The 19,544-nt window shown below is 44.0% G+C and carries 18 protein-coding genes and 1 pseudogene; 1 reads left to right on the top strand and 18 read right to left on the bottom strand.

Annotated elements, in window-relative coordinates; all coding sequences use genetic code 11:
- Positions 1 to 7: 7 nt before the first annotated feature.
- From AKN87_RS07135 to AKN87_RS07090, 11 genes and pseudogenes are all read right to left on the bottom strand, one after another.
- A complete protein-coding gene (locus AKN87_RS07135) occupies positions 8 to 2,866 on the bottom strand; it encodes a TonB-dependent receptor (protein ID WP_053102944.1) in 2,859 nt (952 codons plus the stop codon).
- Positions 2,867 to 2,944: 78 nt separating this feature from the next.
- Positions 2,945 to 3,883, bottom strand: coding sequence for a FecR family protein (locus AKN87_RS07130; RefSeq protein ID WP_053102943.1), 939 nt, complete (start codon positions 3,881 to 3,883; stop codon positions 2,945 to 2,947).
- Entirely contained in the window at positions 3,873 to 4,376 is a 504-nt protein-coding gene (locus AKN87_RS07125) for an RNA polymerase sigma factor (protein ID WP_053102942.1), read from the bottom strand. The genes AKN87_RS07130 and AKN87_RS07125 overlap by 11 nt, the downstream gene beginning before the upstream one ends.
- 702 nt (positions 4,377 to 5,078) lie before the next feature.
- A complete protein-coding gene (locus AKN87_RS07120) occupies positions 5,079 to 7,091 on the bottom strand; it encodes a DNA topoisomerase III (protein ID WP_053102941.1) in 2,013 nt (670 codons plus the stop codon).
- A gap of 129 nt (positions 7,092 to 7,220) precedes the next feature.
- The gene (ssb, locus tag AKN87_RS07115) at positions 7,221 to 7,733 is read right to left on the bottom strand and encodes a single-stranded DNA-binding protein (RefSeq protein ID WP_053102940.1); all 513 of its coding nucleotides are present in this window, start codon (positions 7,731 to 7,733) and stop codon (positions 7,221 to 7,223) included.
- A 394-nt stretch (positions 7,734 to 8,127) separates the two neighbouring features.
- Positions 8,128 to 8,454, bottom strand: a complete 327-nt coding sequence (locus AKN87_RS07110) for a hypothetical protein (protein ID WP_053102939.1) — start codon at positions 8,452 to 8,454, stop codon at positions 8,128 to 8,130.
- A 357-nt stretch (positions 8,455 to 8,811) separates the two neighbouring features.
- Positions 8,812 to 9,000, bottom strand: coding sequence for a NadS family protein (gene nadS, locus AKN87_RS12510; RefSeq protein WP_269413509.1), 189 nt, complete (start codon positions 8,998 to 9,000; stop codon positions 8,812 to 8,814).
- 114 nt (positions 9,001 to 9,114) lie between these two features.
- Positions 9,115 to 9,258 (bottom strand): annotated as a pseudogene (locus tag AKN87_RS12445) (type II toxin-antitoxin system mRNA interferase toxin, RelE/StbE family); the annotation flags it as partial.
- A gap of 55 nt (positions 9,259 to 9,313) precedes the next feature.
- The gene (locus tag AKN87_RS07100) at positions 9,314 to 9,556 is read right to left on the bottom strand and encodes a type II toxin-antitoxin system RelB/DinJ family antitoxin (protein WP_053102938.1); all 243 of its coding nucleotides are present in this window, start codon (positions 9,554 to 9,556) and stop codon (positions 9,314 to 9,316) included.
- 307 nt (positions 9,557 to 9,863) lie between these two features.
- Entirely contained in the window at positions 9,864 to 10,373 is a 510-nt protein-coding gene (locus AKN87_RS07095) for a DUF3158 family protein (protein ID WP_053102937.1), read from the bottom strand.
- Positions 10,374 to 10,387: 14 nt separating this feature from the next.
- Positions 10,388 to 11,155, bottom strand: coding sequence for a PFL_4669 family integrating conjugative element protein (locus AKN87_RS07090; protein WP_053102936.1), 768 nt, complete (start codon positions 11,153 to 11,155; stop codon positions 10,388 to 10,390).
- 510 nt (positions 11,156 to 11,665) lie between these two features.
- Here AKN87_RS07090 and AKN87_RS07085 point away from each other — a divergent pair.
- Positions 11,666 to 12,379, top strand: a complete 714-nt coding sequence (locus AKN87_RS07085; RefSeq protein WP_053102935.1) for a DUF6710 family protein — start codon at positions 11,666 to 11,668, stop codon at positions 12,377 to 12,379.
- Here the strand turns inward: AKN87_RS07085 and AKN87_RS07080 are convergent.
- The 7 genes from AKN87_RS07080 to AKN87_RS07050 all read right to left on the bottom strand — a co-directional run bounded on the left by AKN87_RS07080 (position 12,374) and on the right by AKN87_RS07050 (position 19,469).
- Entirely contained in the window at positions 12,374 to 12,727 is a 354-nt protein-coding gene (locus tag AKN87_RS07080) for a hypothetical protein (protein ID WP_053102934.1), read from the bottom strand. The genes AKN87_RS07085 and AKN87_RS07080 overlap by 6 nt on opposite strands.
- A gap of 11 nt (positions 12,728 to 12,738) precedes the next feature.
- Positions 12,739 to 12,870, bottom strand: coding sequence for a hypothetical protein (locus tag AKN87_RS12505; protein ID WP_269413508.1), 132 nt, complete (start codon positions 12,868 to 12,870; stop codon positions 12,739 to 12,741).
- Between the two features lie 253 nt (positions 12,871 to 13,123).
- Positions 13,124 to 14,470 (bottom strand): STY4528 family pathogenicity island replication protein, encoded by a 1,347-nt coding sequence (locus AKN87_RS07075; RefSeq protein WP_053102933.1) that lies wholly within the window; start codon positions 14,468 to 14,470, stop codon positions 13,124 to 13,126.
- Complete coding sequence (locus AKN87_RS07070) at positions 14,460 to 15,188, bottom strand: DUF2857 domain-containing protein (RefSeq protein ID WP_053102932.1); 729 nt, start codon at positions 15,186 to 15,188, stop codon at positions 14,460 to 14,462. The genes AKN87_RS07075 and AKN87_RS07070 overlap by 11 nt, the downstream gene beginning before the upstream one ends.
- Positions 15,181 to 16,938 (bottom strand): ParB family protein, encoded by a 1,758-nt coding sequence (locus tag AKN87_RS07065; RefSeq protein ID WP_053102931.1) that lies wholly within the window; start codon positions 16,936 to 16,938, stop codon positions 15,181 to 15,183. Before AKN87_RS07065 ends, AKN87_RS07070 begins: the two co-directional genes overlap by 8 nt.
- 286 nt (positions 16,939 to 17,224) lie before the next feature.
- Positions 17,225 to 18,580: a replicative DNA helicase gene (dnaB, locus tag AKN87_RS07055; protein ID WP_053103647.1), complete on the bottom strand. Its 1,356-nt coding sequence runs from the start codon at positions 18,578 to 18,580 to the stop codon at positions 17,225 to 17,227.
- Complete coding sequence (locus AKN87_RS07050) at positions 18,573 to 19,469, bottom strand: ParA family protein (protein ID WP_053102929.1); 897 nt, start codon at positions 19,467 to 19,469, stop codon at positions 18,573 to 18,575. Before AKN87_RS07050 ends, dnaB begins: the two co-directional genes overlap by 8 nt.
- Positions 19,470 to 19,544: the final 75 nt, after the last annotated feature.

The raw sequence follows: 19,544 nt of genomic DNA, 5'->3' as shown, positions 1-19,544 counted from the left end.
GATTTAATTAAAAACGGAAACCCACTTCTAGGGTGTAGTTACGGCCTAACTCATAGTTTGTTTCAGCATTCGTATTGGTACTGCTACTACTGCCGATCATATTTCTGCGATTGAGTAAGTTGCCAATATCAAGGTTGACGAAGGCCGTTTCATTTCTGGTGATGGGAAGTTCCCAAGCGATGCGGGTATCCCATGTAAGTGCGGAACCGATTCTTTTTTGAGTGTAGTTGTACACGCTATTGTTATTGTGCATAACGCGGCCATCCCTAATCACCTGCGTGTAGTTAGCACGCCAGTTAATGAAGTTGCTTATATTGAGGTTGGCTTGAGGAATGTGGGTGTTCGTTATGAAGCGAGCAGACCACGGGCGATTAAAGTTATCGACTGGAATGTCATATGCTTTTATTGGCCGGCCTTTATAAATCACTAACGAGTCATCAAAATCATCATCGTAACTTTTGTTAGAAGATTTAACGTCGCTCCAACTCAGCAAGAGTTCTCCTTGCGTTTGACTGCCTAAAAAATCTAATGAGTGGAGTGGGGAAATGCTTAGGTAGTAGTGACTGCTCTTGCTATGCCCATCGTTCGAGTATGTGTAATAAGTTGTCGAGAGATCAGGGCGACTGCCGTCATTGGTTATCGGGCGGCGGTGTATTTGATCATGACCTGAACGGTTGACATACCGTAAACCAAACACGGTATTGAAGGCTATTTGCTCTATGCCAAAAGTGATTTCATTGTCATAGGGTGTTTTTAGCTTCTTTAGGTTGGTAGTGTTTTTAGATGCTTGTGTACGCTCTCCGAACTCTAGGGTGTCGTTATCTCTAAAGCTCACATAGCGTAGTTTTTCACGACCTTCGCGTAAGCGGTAATCAAAAATGCTACGGCCATAATACCGGTTGGCACCGGCAATAAGCTGAGTGCTTTTGTCACCAAAAACATCCCAGTTTAAGCTAAAGCGCGGGGCTAGGTTTAACTGGCGCATGAAGCTGTCGCGCTCTAGCCTTAACCCAGGGCGTAGGTTAATGTTTTTCCAGGTAATATTGTTATCAACAAACATGGCTAACTGTTGTTGTTTTAACTCGATATCACCTGGCATGTAGTAATACAGCCGCTTAAACATCTGCCCTGCGTCTTGCTGCCAAGGAGTAAAAGGGCTGGTTAGTACTGGGGAGCTAGAGCAATAGTCACTGTCTATTCTGCCAGTGGCTGTTGTACAGTTTGTTGTGGGAACTAAGTCTGTACCATTGGCTTGAGTAAATAGTTTATTACGCGTGTAACTTGCCTTTGTATGGTCATAAGCTAAGCCGAGCTTTACTTCGTGTGTTGCTTGTCCTATGTGTATAGGTAGTAATGCAAGCTTGAAGTCGTAATTTAACCTTTTCTGGCTTTGTTCAATATTTCCATAGCTTCCTTCCATAGAGGCATTCCATCTTACGGTTGGGTCACTCCAGTTTTTATCTTCTGAGTAGTACCATGCTTTAAAGTAGTCTTCGCCTTTTGTTCTTGACTGTTGTAGATCTGACCACCCTAATTTATGTTCGAAATGCCCTATATCTCCAACCCAAGCGGCATTCACTAATGCTTGAAGGCCGCCTGACTTCATTTCGAACCCTCCATTTAGGGTATTAATATTGAAATACTCTGCTGTTTGTGGGGCGTAGTTAAGTGATGAATCGATTGTTAGTTGATCACTCGCTTTCCATGTGCCTTTGATAAATACATTGTCAACTACTTGGGCAAGATCGGTACTGGAGCGAGCGGTTACTCCATTGTTAACCATGTCTTTTGAGTAAACATTTTGGTTATAAATATCAGACTTTTTTCTTACAAAGCTTCCAATAAGGCCAAAGTTGTCACTGACAGGCCCTTCGAGTGTCGTTCGATAAATAAGTGTTCGGAATTCAGGTTGAGTTTCTGCTAAGCCGTTAGCCTTACTGGGGTTAAAAAAGTCATCGTCATAACGCTTATCAATGTGATATTTAGTCCAACTGTTTTTAGTTAAGCTAACGGATGCTTGGCCAGATAATTTTTTAGAGGGAGATCTGGTTTTCGCATCGATCATACCTCCTGTAAATCCACCGTACTCTGCAGGTACGTTGCTGTCATAAACTGTAATGCCTTCTAATAGATTGACATCGAGATTCAATCCTTGGCTTGTATTAGACGGTATATCCGTAAATGAAGAGTTTGCTTTTACTTCACGGCCCCCTGGATTGATATCGTTATTTATACTGACTCCATCCACAGAGAAATTGTTATCCCAATATTTTGCGCCGTTGATTGAGATATTAGAGGGTGCAAGATCAGCAGGGCTCTTACTGCTCAATGAATTTCGATCAAACTGTACTGCAGGGTGTTGACGTAACACCTCTGTTATTTGTCCTTGTTTGACGGGGGCAGACGTTAAGTGAGTACGATCATAATGAAGGCTATTGGGCTCTTCATGCCTTCCTAATACTAGGCTGGTGTCGAGTTTTACAGTTTTATCAATATGATCAATAGGTGGTTTTTTCGCACTGATAAAGATTGTGTCGTTGGGTAGTTTCTTCCAAGCCAGTGGATGCCCTTCAAGAAGATAGGTGATTCCTCGTTCTAGGCTCAATTCCCCATTTAATGAGCGACTAGTAACATTTGGAAGGACCTTGCTATCGTAAGTTAGACGTACATCCGCTTGCTGTGCCATTAAGTGCAGTGCACTTTCAAGCGATTGAGCCGGTACATTAAAGTAAATCAACCGACTTGTTTGAAGGGGGGCAGCTGCATGTACAGCGGTTGCATTGAGTGTGATTAGACCAGCAAGGCTGGCGTAACTTATACAGTGAATTATTGATTTTTCTATACAAAAGGCAGATTTTAATGGCACTTCTTAGACTCCATGCGAATGAGATGCATTTGTATGTGCAGGAGTAAGACGTATCAGTGCCGCTTTTTTTTCACAAAATCAGTCTTTTTTGTCAATCAATAAGATTCCAGGCCATATTTTTTTAAAATAAGCCCCATGAGGGTAGAGCATTTCGCTTAACGCTTGCTCTGGGTCGCTCATATCGTATAGGCCACTCACTGTTTTTGTGGACAATGTCGGGTCGAGAATAATGATTGGCCATGAGGTGTAGCGTTCGACATCTTTAACTAATGTCTTAATGGATTGATTTTTTACTTCTAATTCAAGTTTTCGCCAATGGGCAATTTTTCCTTGGACAGGATGTATAGAGGGCGGAGAGCTTGATTTTGTCTGAATATTGGCTTGTTGGCCGGCCGTTAACGTGAACTGGTGTTGTTCATGGTTGACGAGTACTGAGCCACTTTCTACCGCGATGGTCAGGTGCTGTCCGGTGTTTTCTACGGCAAAGGCGGTACCAGTTACTTTAATCTTTGTATTGCCTTTCTGAACTATAAATGGGCGGTCATTTTCTGGACTAACTTTAAAATAGGCTTTACCTAAATATAGGGTTACTTTTCGCTGGGTGTTATTAAAGTTGACTTCTATTTTTGTTCCTGGAGCGGACCAAATAGTTGAGCCGTCAGTGAGGCGCTGTTGTTGTGGGTGTTCTTCCCCGGTATTGACGTGCCACCCAATAGAAATTGATAGAACTAAAATGGCAGCGGTGCTAAACCGTTTAAATCTGTTATTTGTTTTTTTGTGGATGTTGGTATCTGTTTTAGGCCAATGCTTGCTAGTTTCTGGCTGTATTTGACCTGTTAGTAGCCATAGTTTTTCTATTTTATTCCAGCTTTCTAGATGCAGAGGATTGCTTTGAAGCCAGATTGCATGAGCTCTTTTAATGAAAAAATTATTAGGTTTCTCATTCAGCTTAATCTTCCAGTCTAAGGCTTGACTTTCAGCTGATTCGATTTGTAAGTCTTTGGAGTCAGAGTTCATCTTTTAAGGACTCCAAACATTTTTGTAACGCTGAGTGAATTGCTCTGTGTACTGAACTCACCGAGATGCCTAAATGTTCACTGATTTGTTGCATAGTGTAGCCACCCAAACGATGCATTTCAAAAGCAGTACGCATGTGCGGCTCAAGAGAGCTAAGTGCTTGCTCCATTTTTTTAGCTGTACTGTTAAAGCTTAATGTGGTCGTTGGGTTGTGCTTATTTGAAGCTATTTCTATTGTTTGGTCTGTTAATGGATCAATCCAGAGCCTTTCGACACGCTTTTTTCTTAGCTGATCCAAAGCAAGGTTACGCACAATTTTAAATAAATAGCTGGAAGGGTGCTGTATTTCTGTTGTGGGAAGCTTGTGAAATCTTATCCACGCTTCTTGTATCAGATCTTCTGCGGAGTCTTGGCTATTCAGCAACGAAGTCGCATAAGCAATGAGTTTATTACGATGCTCTAGAAATAGCTTTAGGTGTATTTCACTAGTCAACGCTATGGATCCATCAAAATAATTGGGCGACACCTTATATTAAACGATAATCATTATCAAATAGGCGGGCTTTTCTTATTTTTGAGCACTATGGATGTATATGTGAAAAATCCTGCTGTACGGCTTAGTTCTTCAACTAAGTCATCCAGCAGGATTCTATTTTTTGGGACCGATAGATAGCCTGGCTTGAATCAGGCGATAGAGTATGTTTCTTGGCCACGCGTTGGATTTAAGCTCCCCTTCAAAAGCTATTTTCCAGCATGAGACTTATAGTGACCTGTCTCAAGTTCTTGTCTGTTTCCAGCAAGTCGGCGCAGATCCCTGCACAAACGGTTGCCCTTTCACCTGGGCCAGGCATTGACTGTGATGTTCAAGCAAATGTTCACACGTTTCTGTCTGTAGCTTAAAAACGTCTGAACATTTGCTGGAGACATGCTAAAAAGTGAAAAATTAACGGTGTTAACATGGTAAAAGAAGCCCGGCATTACTACCCCTAGCAACGCGCTGATCTTCCCAGGCACTCAGCTTTTTTGGAGAAACACTCAAGCTACTAGCTAACAAGTGTTACCGCTTTGTAGCTGACAATGCGGCCAAACAGATTTACATTATTATTATGCTAGGGCGCGATGTAAAAAGGCAAGTTCCAACCCATTATCGAAAGCGCAAAAGCTAGCTGTCGTAGATTTTTAAGATGTGGTGGAGCTACTTGCGTGAAACTGATTGACGCCTTGGTTTTTTCTTTTGTTCGATATTGATAATGCCCTTGCACTGAGGGTATTTACTGCATCCATAAAAGTCGCCATTTTTTCCCTTTCTACGCCGTGTTGGACTACCACATAGAGTACAAGCGGGTGTTTTCTCAACTGTTACTTTTATGTTGAAAGGTTGGTTCTGATACTTATCAACAATATTGGCAATCCACGTTGATTGTTTAGCGACGAAGGTCTCTAACGAAAGCTCTCCTGATTCAACCATATCCAGGGCTTGCTCCCAAATTGCTGTGGTACCAGGGTTAGAGATGGCAGCGGGCACAGCTGTTAACAGGTCGTGTGCTTCACTGGATGCGATCAGATGGCGTTTTCCTTTTTTTACGATGAGTTTTCGATCAAGTAAGTTTTTAATAATTCCAGCTCTTGTTGCATTGGTTCCAATGCCTGTGGTTTCTTTTAACTTAGCTTTTAATCTAGGGTCAGATACATAGCGCCCGACTTGTTTCATCGCTTCAATGAGTGTTCCTTCAGTGAATAAGGAAGGGGCCTTAGTTTTTTTAGCTTCAATTTTACAGTCCATGATGTTGCAAGCTTGACCTTCAATGAGCTGAGGTAATTCTTGACCTGATTCATCGTCTTTATCTGTGGACTGCTCTTGATCGTTGCTTTTGAGCAGGGTTATTCGCCAGCCTGGCGTTATAATTTTTTTTCCTACAGCTTTTAAGGTGTATTGAGCTGCAGTTAAGGTAACTTCGGTTTTGTCGAACTCGTGAGGAGGAAAAAACTGGGCTAAGTAACGCATTTTAATGAGGTCATATACCCCACGCTCTATTTGGGACAGTTGGCTTAAATTTGCAACTTCGGCGGTTGGGATAATCCCATGGTGTGCAGTCACTTTGGCATCGTTCCATGCAGGTGATTTCAATCCGGTATTTGACTGTTGCACTAGCTGTTCAAGCAGTGCATCGGACTTAAGCATTGCTTGTAAAATAGCAGGGGCTTCATTGTGCATGTTTTCCGGCAAATAGCCGGTATCTACGCGTGGGTAAGTAACCAGTTTATGTGTTTCATACAGTGCTTGAACGGTATCTAGAGTGGCTTGAGCGCCTAAACCGAATTTACTGGAGCATACTTTTTGTAATTCACCGAGTTCATAAGGTAAGGGGGGGAACTCTTTTTTACGGGCTACGTTGAGTTGGGTCACAGTCGCTAGAGCGGCTGCCCTTATCTGTTGTTCAGCGGTATGTGCTACTGATTGATTAATGCATCGACCGGCCTCATCGGCCAGCTCTTCAGGGCATTGCCAGCGAGCTACAAATGGTATGCCTTCTGTGTTCGATAGTACGACGTCTAAGCTCCAGAAGGGCACAGGCACAAAATTATTGACTTGATTTTCCCTGTCAGCCACCAGTTTTAATGTAGGTGTTTGTACTCGGCCAACGGATAACACACCTTGATATCCTGCGCGCTGGCCTAGCAATGTAAATAATCGTGATAGATTCATTCCGATTAACCAGTCTGCTCGTGACCGGCCAAGCGCTGAATAGTATAAGGATTCAGTTTCATGGCCTAGCTTGAGCTGCCCTAGTGCTTTCTGAATGGACGCATCGTTGAGGGCTGATAGCCACAGACGTTTAATCGGGCCACGGTAGTTGCATAGGTCCACTAGTTCTCTTGCAATCATTTCGCCTTCGCGATCGGCATCCGTGGCAATGATTAGCTCTGTGGTTTTAGATAATAGATTTTTGACTACTTTAAACTGGGCAGCTGTGGATTTTTTGACGACCATTTGCCATTGTTGCGGCACTATAGGTAGGGTTTCAAGAGACCATTTTTTAAACATTTCATCGTAGGCTTCAGGTGGTGCTGTCTCCACTAAGTGTCCAATACACCAAGTGACTACATTTCCAGCCCCTTCGTAATAACCGTTTCCGCGCTTGTTTGCACCCAGGCTTTTCGCAATATCTCGCCCTTGACTGGGCTTTTCACATAGAAACAATCGCATGATTAACTCTTCAATAATATTGTGTCAAAACAGATTATCCCACTGGGGATTGGTAACTTACCTCTGTGATCTTGTGGGCTATCTGCTGCCGACCTTGGTAGGTGGCAACAGACATATTAAAGCGTAGCGCTAGAACGGAATATCGTCATCGAAAGCAGGCTCATTCGGCGCTTGACTGGGTTGATGAGGATGAGCAGTTGGGGTGGGATTCATTGAGCTGTTTTGATTCGGAGTGTTTTGCATATACGATTTATACTGGCTTTGTGCACGCGCTTCAGTAGCGTCATTACTGTCTGCTTTTGAGTCAAGTAAAATGGCCTGGCCACTCAAGTCAACGATCACCTCTGTGGTATAACGTTTAATACCTTGCTCATCTGTCCATTCTCGCGTTCTGTTCTTGCCTTCGATATAGATGCGTGTCCCTTTTTTTGCGTACTGAGCAATAATTTCAGCGATTTTTCCAAAGCAAGTGACTCGGTGCCACTCAGTTCTTTCTTGTCTTTGCCCTGTATTTTTATCTATCCATGACTCGCCAGTTGCTACTGAGAAGTTTGTAATTGATGTGCCGTTTGCTGCCGCGGTGGTTGTTGGGTCGCCACCGATATGACCAATCAATTGAACTTTATTAATACTCCGTGCCATTTTACAGCCCTCTGTGTGATGTATGGATATTAGAGCTTGCATTAAGAGGTGATGTTAAATGAGGGGTAACCTGATATTGAGCTAGCCGGATTAATTGGAGCGGATATCAAGGTAGTCATTGCAGAGTTGCAGCGACGGAACGGAGTGTGTATTCGGCTATAAGTGCGTTTTTCCGTCGCAGATTTTAGGCGGTAATTGTAATTGATCAGGTACTAACAGCAGTTTTGTTCTCAGGAGTGTTAAGGGCCTTAACAGTAGTTGCTGTTGTTCTGGGTGTCTACAGTGTAGACAGTGATTTATTCGTGGTGTTAGTGGCTGATGTTTACACTAAGAGCCATTTAAATCTTTAATGTAAAACAAGAAACCTGCGTTGACAGGTTTCTTGTATAGCGTATTAGAATAAAAGTTTGGCTAATGCCAAGCCTATTCCTACGGCAGTTGAGAGCATCAATGCCATTCTAATGGTAAGTCTGAGCTCTAGCTCATTGAGTTCAGCTTTTGTAGCGGCTTTAAGCTCATTGAGCTCAGCTTTTAGCTCGTTGATATCGGCTTTAGTAGCGATTCTAAGTTCATTGAACTTAGCTTTTAACTCGGTGATATCAGTTTTAGTTGCTAAGTGGTTTGTCATATCAGCCTCCAGGGCCACGACAACAGCTTTAGCACGATCCTCGGTCACATTGATAGACACGAGTGCTCGGTACAGCTCAAAGCTAGTTTGCATAGTTATGTTTCTCCCTAGTTTTGGAAAATCCATCACGCATGGAGAAACACTGCCGTAGCGGAGTGATCTCCGCAACGGATGGTGTTAATAGCATCAAGTTACCATAGTAACGCCTCATTTTCATGATGCACAGAAGCTTTGGGCAGTTGCCAGTCAACGACCAGCGACATGAGCTTTGATGGTAACTCGTTGTGCTTTTACGCGCAATTGTGCCGGTATTTTGGGTGTTCACAGTGTGAACAGTGCTTGCTGATGTTTTGGGTGCTAACAGTGTTAACAGCGATTGTTGGTGTTTTAGGTGTCTAGGGCCTAGACAGTGCTTGCTGATGTTTTAGGTGTTCATGGAGTGAACAGTGGTCACTCCTTCCATTCCGTTGCAATGGTCTTGCCTAGAGCAATATCCCGTTTCTGACTGCTCTTGTTGCCTTTTCTAATAGGCCGAGCATCTGTTAGCTCGTAGCGAGTTACACGAGCTGGGAACTTGGTACCGTTTTTGATTTCTACGGCCTCTTCTAGAGAGACCTTTAACTCGTCAAAAAAGCTCATATTATAATCCCTCTTTCAGCCGCTGAATCAGCTTCTTCAGTTCGGCTTTTTTTGCGTCAGTAATACTGCCTTAATGAAGTAAGTTTGTACCTTTATTTTTACCTTATTATGAAGTTATCCAAATAGCTCACTGTGGGTGCCAATATTTACAAGTATTACGCTGTCGCCTTTATCAGATAATCGGTACACCAATAAAAAATCACTGCCAATATGTAGCTCTCTGGCTCCCGCCCAGTCAGGCCCTAAAAGGGCATGGTCGAGCCACTCTGGAGCACTTACAACTTGATTTTTTGGTCACTATCCAGCTCCGACATCATGTCTCCATGTTACTAAACATGGCTTCTATTGCCTTTGCTTCTTGCAGCGCTATTTTCATTTTTGCAGATGGATGACGTTTGACCTCAAAAGGCAGCTTCTGCTCTTGAACGACTTGCTCCAAGAATAAGCGGATCGCACTGCTGACATTCAAACCACAACCTTGCAAGACTTCTGCAGCTTCCTGCTTGAGATCAGCGCTCACACGACTACGTACATCGGTATTCATAGCGGTTAACATAACAATATCTCCTCTTATTTGTGCAAACAACTGTTATCGCTTGGTGCTTTCACTGCACACTGGAACACCTAAGAGCGACTGCCGAACGGTGGTGTGTTCGTTAAATAAGGTGTTACCCCTCATAAAAGTGCTTACTGGTATTCCTCTTTCAGCCGCTGAATCAGCTTCTTCAGTTCGTTTTTTTTGCATCAGTAATGCTATCTTTGGTGTTTTTAGGGGAGGCCATCATCTGAGTCTAATCTATTGGGCGGAACGGAGTAGATTTTCGGCCAGACGGAATTTGTTCCGCCCGGCGAATTTTCCGCAATCACGGAGTTTCAGCTTTGGCTTCTTTAGCTTTAGCTAAGATCTCTGCAGCTTCATCCATTTTTTCCTGGCACTCACGAGCCTGCTTCATAATGAACTGTAAGCAACTCATTTGCATGTTTGTCTGAATGCGTAGAACTTCGAACCAGTAGAGTTCATCCAGTAGTTCTTCCGGCGTTCTGCGGTCTTTCATAGATTGAACCCATACACCGACGCCCATTTTTTGTCCTCGCCCACGACTGCGCCATCGTAAATGTGTAGCTCCAGAAGTTGAAGGCTGTGTACCAGCTTGTAGTGCTAAGAGAGAGAAGGGTGGCTTAGCCCAGATATCTGAAATCTGTTCCATCATTGCGGCAATCCCCTCACGCGCCTCAATCATTTGCTGCTCTAAAACCTCATAGTCCCCTTTACCCTTAAAAGGCTTTAAAAGGCCTTTTAGGTAGGGGGCTTGTTTGACGCTGTGGTAGGGGGCTTGTTGAACGTAGTCGTAGGGGGATTGTTTGACTGACATATTAATTCCTTGTGTTACGTGGTTTGCTGTTCTTTATTTTGTGACTGTTGTTCGAGATCGACTTCAGTATCTGCTTCACTATTAGAGGTTGCATTGTCACGTTGAATATTTGGAGCAAATTCACTTCGCTTTATACCTTGAAGAATATCGCTTGGCGGAGTACCTAATCGCTCAATAGCTTCTCTTGCTCTTGCATTATTAGCGGCCATATCATCTCGGCTTACCCCCATGTTTTTGTAAGTTAATGCGAGTCCAAACAGGCTGCGTAATTGGTGAGCGCCTTGGTCTAGAAAACCTTCCATATCTCGACGAGACATCAGACCAACATGATTAGCTAATAGGATCTTACGAGCCAAGCTGTCGTATGCCTCGAGCAAAAATACAGCTCTGAATCCCATGTGACTGTTACAGAACACAGGCGTTATAAATGGTTCTTGGTTTAGGTTTTCAGTGATACTGACTTGCTCAGGCACGGCTGTAATGAGTTTTTCTAGCATTGTGGACAGCTCTTTCATCTCTTGCTGTGCTTGATCTAGTTTTTCTTCGATCTTGATCATCCACCAGTCTGCGTAGGGGTTATCCCGAGCAGATGTCAATCGAATCATATTTGTGATTGCGAAATACTGCTGCATGCTTGGAACGGAGTAGCCAGGTTTGCCGGTAGGCTGCCCGCCTTGCCAAACTCGGAGTGCATGATAAGTATGTAGTTTGAGTTCTATTTGGCTTCGTAGTGAACCGAGGTTCACTTTGTAGCGTTCCACGGTTGCTTGCTGCTGGCTCATATATAGCTCCTATATGTAGTGTGTTTTGCATCATCGGTGACTGATGATACGGAGCTGTTTTGTACTTTTAGGGAATAACCCGAAATTGGAGTAAACGGATTAAGTGAGTGTCTAGGGCCTAGACAGTGGTCGCTGGTGTTTAGGGCCTAAACAGTAATTTGCAGGTGTAATGGGCCATTACAGTAGTTTCTGGTCCTGCAGATGTTCACAGTGGCTGCTGATGTTTTGGGTGTTTACAGTGTAAACAGTGGTCGCTGGTATTTTAGGTGTTCATGGGGTGAACAGTGCTTGCTGGTATTTTAGGTGTTCATGGGGTGAACAGTGCTTGCTGGTATTTTAGGTGTTCATGGGGTGAACAGTGCTTGCTGGTATTTTAGGTGTTCACGGGGTGAACAGTGCTTGCTGGTGTTTAGGTGTTCACAGTGTGAAAGTACTTGGGTGATGGAAGTGGCAAAGTGCCAAAGAGCCTTATGATGCTCAGCACGTCAGGTATGGATTGAAGGTGTGTGAGTGCGAAAAATTTTGACTATATTTTTTAGCTTTTTCTCAGGCAAGAAACAAAATAAGGATTCGGCGTTTGAAAACCTGATGCGTCGCGCAGCCGTTTTGAAAAAGCAAGCGAACCTGGTTGGACTCCAAGACTTACAGAAAATCATATTAAAACCCATTCAGGCTGCTCACATTCTGGATGCATATATCAAACCTGCACACTCAGCCATGACAGAGCTGGCGTGGCCAGAAGCGCTGGGTATTGAGTGCAGGGTGCCATCTTCAAATGAGTGGTTTTCGTACCATGCTATGAAGTATTGCTCGCCTTCGCCTGAAAAGCATTTAAAACCTTTGGACCTTTCAACTGATATAGTTCTTCCTACTTGCTGGCATCCCACCAGTATTGTCTCGACTTTAGGCATGATTGGCTCAGGTTTGCCAGCGGGCATATTTACTCAAGATATGAATCACCGAGTTATATATGTATACCCCCTGGGGATAGGCTGGGTGAATAATGGTAACCACTCAATTGCTCAGGGAATAATTAGAGGTGAGGGACTATTTTACGAATATGGTTATGTGGAAATAGTTGATTTAATGGATCTGGTTCACTATGACGGTATTGGCTGGAAGGTTAGAGGGCAGTCAAGCTACTCAGGGACGCCCGTGTACCCTGAGTTTGGCTGGGCTTGGGAGATTGGCCGGATGATTGCAGAGCTTGAAAATAAACTATAGGCCGTATTTTTGTCGCCCCATCACACCGTAGTCAGCTATTTGCGAGTCCAGTTTTTCCATTTCAGTTGCGAGTGAACTCATCCAGCGCTCCTGTTCGTCACACCACACTGTAGTCCAGCAATCAGCATTTAACTTTTCAAGTGCTTCCTTTATTTCGCGTACCTCATGAATTTTTTTGTATATTCCGTCTCGATCAGGCTTAAAATGTTCAGTTATTTTTTCGAGAATTAATTCTGGTTTCTTGATTTTTGCGTATATGCAGATTGTAAAAACAGTCCATAGCACACTTGCTGTTAGTAAAAAAATAGAAATTAGTGTGAAAAATATTTCAAGTTTAAAGCCTTCCATATCGTACCCCTTTAAGCCTGTAAGGCATCTTCTTGAGCATCTTCCCAGCCATCTGACCAGTACTCGACTTCCATTCCTGTATATGGGTTTTCGTCCTCAGAAAGCCACAAAATACCCATTTTTAACCTACCTGCACTATTCATTGTTGTTCTCCTCTCGCTAGGTCGCTTTTATCAAACTGTTTATCAAGTGCTCGTCCGACCGCTGTAAATGCTTGCGTGTAGCTTTTATAAACTTTCTTACTGGGGAGAATGCGATTCTCCAAGCTTATATAATCCAATATTCCGACGGAATAATAAGTCTCGCCGCCGTCTTTCGTTTCAAAAACGCTGAGTTTTTCCGCTGGATTATGGCCTGCTTACAGTCATAGATTCCACATGGTCTTAAGTCATCCTTCTAACGATCACTTGCCTCATCGCTCTTACGAGATGACTTGAAACTATCGATATATGCGCGAACAGCTAAGTAACCTGCTTTGCCTTCAGGTGATAGCTCATCAATCGGAATACGTTCAAAATCGTCAACATATGGTGATTTTTTTTGTAAGCTCTTAGCAGCATGATTAGGTTTTGAGGTAGGTGTGGTAGTTACTTGGTTTTGGCCTGACCACAACTTGAATTCGCCTCGTTCTGCTTTGCGCACAAGCCCTCGTAGATAACCCAATGGTTTTTTTATACCACCTTGCTGACAGCGCGCAGCAAGCTCGTTAATGATTTCTTGTTGTAAATCTGGCTCTTGATATTCGAGCATGCTGAGAGCTTTTCTTCGTTCATGTTCTCGAATGTGATCATCGAGGTGTTCAGGCCATTTGATACTGGAGTGATGTTTTTTACCTTCGGGGTCTATGTACAGTACAGTACTAGTATATGTACTAAGTACTGTACTAGTACTGTAGTTCGGATTCCGAACTGCGTTGATTTTAGTGGCTTTGCGACCTAGTTCGGAATCCGAACTGAGGGGTGAATTATTCCGAACTAGGCTTTTTTTACTGAGTTCGGATTCCGAACTAGGGTCCGAACTAGGCTTTTTTACCGGGTTCGGATTCCGAACTAGGGTGATTTTGCCGCGTTCGGATTCCGAACCACGAGAGACATGAGTGGTTGTACTTTGAATGCGTTGTTGTAGGACGTCGAGTCGAGTAGGCATAGTGGCACCTATTTCAGCGTCCATCTCTTCAGCAATCTTTTCCGCTACGATGCGTACGGACTTTATGTTGTGATGCAGATTCTTTGTTACGAGTTCTGCATAGCTAGGATCGAGCACCGCTGCTTCTTGGGCGGTGACAGGATCTTCATGCAGTATGTACATATTGCCGACTATTCTGCCTGTGCTGCTGTCTCGCCCTTGTGCTAACAAACTGATCCAACGTGTCATACGCAAAATTGCAATAATTCTTGAGACGGTCTCTCGCGAAGCTTGTTCGCCATAGGGTGTTTGAGCTAAGTAGGGTTGTAGATCCTGATACCTAGGCACTGCATAACCTTGTTTGTCCAGCAGCATTTTAAAAACTAGCCAGCCATTTCTCTCTAAAGGAGTGAGTCGACTGTCTAGTAGTAGACGTTGAGGTACTATTTCTTGCTTGAGGCCGCTATAAACGAACCCTGCTGCTTCGGGTGAACAAGTTCGTCCGCCTGGAGAGGGTTTGTTTATAGCAGGAATATCGGGCCACTTTTTGGAAACAGTGCCATTGATGTTCAGGGGTAGAGATTCCCAATGATCGTTCTGATTTAGGCTAGAGATCATCGTTATCCTCCTCTATAGAGGACTGGCATTCGGCTATTTCCATCCAAATTTGTCCCACCAGAATTTTTTGCTCCTCAGCAATGACGAGCATGAGATCGAGCTGGTCCATTTCGTCTAAATCTGCACCCGTCATGATGTTTTGAATAGAAGCTTTGGATTCATAGCCATGACTTTGCTCAACCTGTTTAACTAGAGTGACCCAGCGTTCCCAGACAGCACGCCGTTGTTCGTGAGTTAACGTGGGGAGACGGCCGGTTCTAGGTGGAATGTGTAACGCCCTTCGTCGTTCAGCCGCTTCCGTATGAGACAAACCAAAGAAACTATTTAACATTGGGGTCGTGGCCCCAAGTTTAATTGAGCGGTTAATTAGACGTTCGAGCTCTTCATCACGATCAATCTTATCCAGTACTAACTCAAGAGCGCGCGGGTCTACAGAGGGTTTGATCCATAAATAAGGGGAACTAATCACTTTGTGAAGCGTGGTCGGAGGAAGACTTTGTAGCCTTAAAATAAGGTCTGATGTAAATCCTAGTGACTGGCATCGCTGCATTTTGCCTTCACTGGCTTCTTGTAACACCAGCGTAACAAGTGCTTGGTTAAAAATATAACTAGGCACAGGAGGAATAGGCATGATTTTATCGTCAGTACATACGCGCTTATGCGCTGAGGGTACTGAAGGTGTCTTTAATAATGGCGTGAGTTTGTAGTCCTTACTCATCACTTTGCTCCTGCTCAGCGAGTTGAATCATCTCTTTTTCTAGGTCAACGAGTACTCGAGCTAAACGGACAATTCGAAAAAGCTTTACGAGTTCAGCATCCTCCAAGCGAGCCAGCCCAACATCTGCAGGTCCATTGAGGCCAACTGTAATGTCGTAACTGCCAATCAAAATCTGTGAGAAGAGAGCAGATGAAAGTGGGATGGGGGCTTTATCAGCAAAGTTATCAGTGGTACGTAAAATTGATAGCAACATTAGCTGTACGCCCTGAGATAGAGCTGTACCATCGGTCTCTAACTTTCCAAAAATACCGAACCCTAAGCCTTCTTTTGTTGGGCCAAAACCTTTAACACCTGTGGTGGTGCAAATGTCTTTAACTAAAAGCCATATATTGTGTCTTAGGCTTAGTAGGTCATTTATGCGGCTCTCGATATACCAGATGTCGGTCACGCTAGATGAAGGTCCTCCAGCTATAACTGGTATAGAAGTTAAAACAGACTCTTTAAAGTCAGGTAATTGATCGCCATTGAGTATGGCGACCTGTTGTCTTGTTCTTAACAGCGTATCGCTTTCTTGAGAAGGTGTAACAATATGAGCTTCAAGAAATGCCTCAGGATCAATGTCTTTGTCAGAGAGTGCTTTTGATTCTGTTTGAGGGGTAGATGTATTGGATCCTTGTATTGTTGGAGTGGATGTTAAATTTGGCTCATCAGTTATTGACGAGTGTTTTGAGTCTTCAGAGGTAGGAGTAACATCTTTTTCATCGTCGGCCACAAGGGTGTCAGCTTCAGATGTATTTAAAGGGGATTCGATAGGTTGTGGCGGATTATTTGCAAACGCCTCCAGTTGTTCAGCAGAAAGTGGGTTTTTGTTGACGATGCCTTCAGCGGCAATTGCCAAGTCTAGCTCTAAGATATTGTAACTTTCTCCTAGCATGGCTGACATTTGCCCAATCAACTCATCTTGAATCACTTCATAGCTGTAGGTTTCCACGCCCGTATCGTGTGCCGCTAAGACCATTAACCAGAACTCAAAGAAATCACTACCGCTGTCGTCGTATTTGTCCCAGACTTTAGTAAGGTTATTTTTAAGCACAATTAGCTTGGCTACTTGAGCTCTACCAAGCCCCTGCATCAATGTGTTGGGCAGAGCAGGTAAAATGCTATTGACGCACTCAAGCATATTGCTAAGCAAGCTGATAGCAACAGGGTACCCATCTTGTTTCAGTCGCTCAGATAGTCTGCGTAGAGATAGCTGCTCACCATCCAGACGTTCTTCATACATGGCTTTGATTTGAGCAATACCTTGAGCTTTGTCGATAAAGCTTAGTTGCCCATGTAACTCATTTTCAGCAAGGTGTCCTGCCAGAGCGTTAACTTCTGACTGCCAAGGCTTAAATAGGCAGTGGATACGGAAGAACTGTTCATTTTTAGTTTCACGCCACAGTTCATTTAGGATCTCCAGGCGAGTGTTACCTCCATTTCTGATGATGTAATGATCTTCATCTGGGCGACGTGTAATCAGTGGTGGCTGATCCAGGCCGCGAGCTTTAATCGATGCTTTGATTTCATCGTACAGTGGGTTGCGGGTTTTACGCGGGTTATGCTCGTAAGAGCGTAGTTGATCCAGAGTAACTACCATGGGAGTGTCTTGCAGCGGATCTGTGAGACGTTTGATCGGCGCAGCATTCGATGAAAACGCTTTTACAGCCATCTGTCTTTCAATTAATTCTTTGGTGACTTTGGTGTTCATGAATACTACTCCTGGTTGTTAACTGAGAATGCTTTTAAAAAAATGGGTGAGCCATGGACTGTACTGAGTGTTTTCAGCTGTTTGGCGATAGAACACATGACAGCTAAGGTGTCTGTGACGCCGAATAGGCAAACAACACAATGGCTCCGAGCTAGGTCGCCGTGACTTGTTGTGCTGATACGTTTTCGTATAAATAAAGTGTTTTGCTGGCTTTCTAGTAGGTCTATAAAGCTAAGAAAACTACCCATACTGCATTCAATAGTGAGTGTGATGATGTCTTTACGGCTCATGCTCGAAGTCCCTCCATGGCTACATGTCCAAGGTTTTCAAAGCGTATTTGCTCTGGTATGAATGCAGTTCTTACAGTGCCTGTTGGACCGTTTCTGTTTTTACCAATAATGAGTTCAGCGATCCCTTTGTCTTCTGAATCGTCGTTGTAGTATTCATCTCGATAAATAAACATGATGAGATCAGCGTCTTGCTCAAGAGAGCCAGAATCACGAAGGTCACTATTATTGGGTCGTTTGTTTGGGCGGCTTTCAACACTGCGATTTAGTTGTGAGAGCGCAAGTACGGGACAGTCCATTTCTTTGGAGAGAGCCTTCAGACTGGCTGAAATTTCAGCGACTTCAAGATTTCGATTCTCACGCTTCTGAGATGAGTGCATGAGTTGAAGATAGTCGATCACAATAAATCCAGGCTTTCCGAATTGTCTTGCGGCACGACGTGCTTTGGAACGCAGTTTTGATGGGGTCATATAGCTGTCGTCGTCAATGATGAGGCGACCGCGCAGGTTGTTAATTGTAGAGATAGCTTCGGCGAGCTTAGCCCAGCCTTCACCGTCAAGTTTACCCGCTCGGAGTTTTTGCATATCTAGCTTGCCCACTAACGCGGCAAGTCTGTAGGCAATTTGCTTTGAAGGCATTTCCAGGCTGTAAAACTGAACGGTTTGCTCTTTTGGTAGAATGTCTAGAGCTGCTTGGATGAATTTTAGGCAAAGCCCTGTCTTGCCCATTGAGGGTCGTGCAGCGAGTAGATTGAGGCCTGTAAACCAGCCACCAATTAGATCGTTAAGATCAGTGAGTCCTGTGTCTAGGCCCAGTATGCTTAGGCCATTTTGAGCCGCTAAATCGACTTCACCAAGCACTTCCATCATCACTGCATGAAGGTCAGTAAAGTCGTGGGAAGCTTCTGAGGAAAGAGCAAACAGTTCTCGCTCAACTGTTTCCAGTACATCTTCGCTGACTGCTTCCTTTGAACTTGCCAAGCGAGTGCAGTCATGGCCAATTCTGATGAGGTGCCGAAGTTGGGAGCGCTCTCGGACAATGTCCCGGTAAGCTTCAATATTTGCGGTAGAAGGCGTGTTGTTACAAAGCTCACCGACATATGCCAGAAACTCATTTCCGCCTAGTTTGCGCTTAATCGCAAGCTCAGAAATTGTAACTGCATCAAAGGGCTCATTATTTTCAGAAAGCTCTTGGATCAGTTTGAAGAACTGTTGATTATTGTGCTGATAAAAATCTGAAGGGATCAGTGTTCCGGCAATGAGATCCCAGGTGGAGTTGTTAAGTACAAGGCCACCCAGTACAGCTTGTTCAGCCTCAATTGAGTGAGGGGGTTGAGCGAGTGCTAATTTACGCATCATCACTTTCCCCCATGTTGAGTAGCGTAAATGCTGAAGAGTCAAACAGGCTGCTTACTTTTTCAGGAGTCAGTTGTCGAAAATCATCCGCCCACTCAGGGAAAGCCTCACTTGCAAGCAAAATCATACTTTCCAAAGCAGAAGGTGCTTTTCTTCCTGAAGGCTTACGAGTTTCAATTCGGTGAGCAGGCATTGAAAGACTTGCAGCTCGCCGATAAGACGCAAGGTTCGGTATAGAGGTATCGAGGACTCGAATACCATTGTCATTAGCAAATGTGCTGTGAAGATTTTGCGTGATTAAACGAGCATCCGTTGTAACTGCATCGGCTCGGTTAACAAAAACCAGCAACTCGGGAAGCTGGATGCCCATGTACTGATAGCTGCCTAACTCATCAAAGAGTGTGAGTGTTCCTCGACGAAACTCACGAGCAGCAAGCAGTTCAGGGATAATTGGAGAGAGGGCTGTATCAGCGGCCAGTAATGCCATTTCGAGCGTAACTGAGCGTGCGCCTTGCGTATCCATGACAACCAAATCGTAGTCATCATTGAATGTTTCCAGTAAACGGAGAAGTCGTAAACGCCCATCAGCAGCATTAAGCAGTAGGCTGTTTAGCTGTCCCTGGTCATCATTTGACTTGATGATATGTAGGTTTGGTATGGTAGTTTCGGATATAATTTCGCTTCGACGAGTCTCATTAAAGCCAACGAGTTGAAAGACTCCACCTTCAACTTCAGTTTTTAGGTGGAAATAACTGGACAAAGTTGGTTGAATATCTAGGTCAATGAGCAGGACACGTTTTCCTGCATCAGCAGCAATACCTGCTAAGTTGACCGCTGTTGTGGTTTTACCTACGCCACCTTTGGTGGAAATAACGGCTATTTTTTTCATGTGTTCCTCACAGAGTAAATGGTGGTCTGTGAGGTGCTGAATCCTTAGTAAGGTCAGGGTGGCTGGGGGTGACTT

The organism is Thiopseudomonas alkaliphila, assembly GCF_001267175.1.
GTDB classification, from domain to species: Bacteria; Pseudomonadota; Gammaproteobacteria; order Pseudomonadales; family Pseudomonadaceae; genus Oblitimonas; species Oblitimonas alkaliphila.
This window is presented reverse-complemented; position numbering and strand designations above follow the sequence as displayed.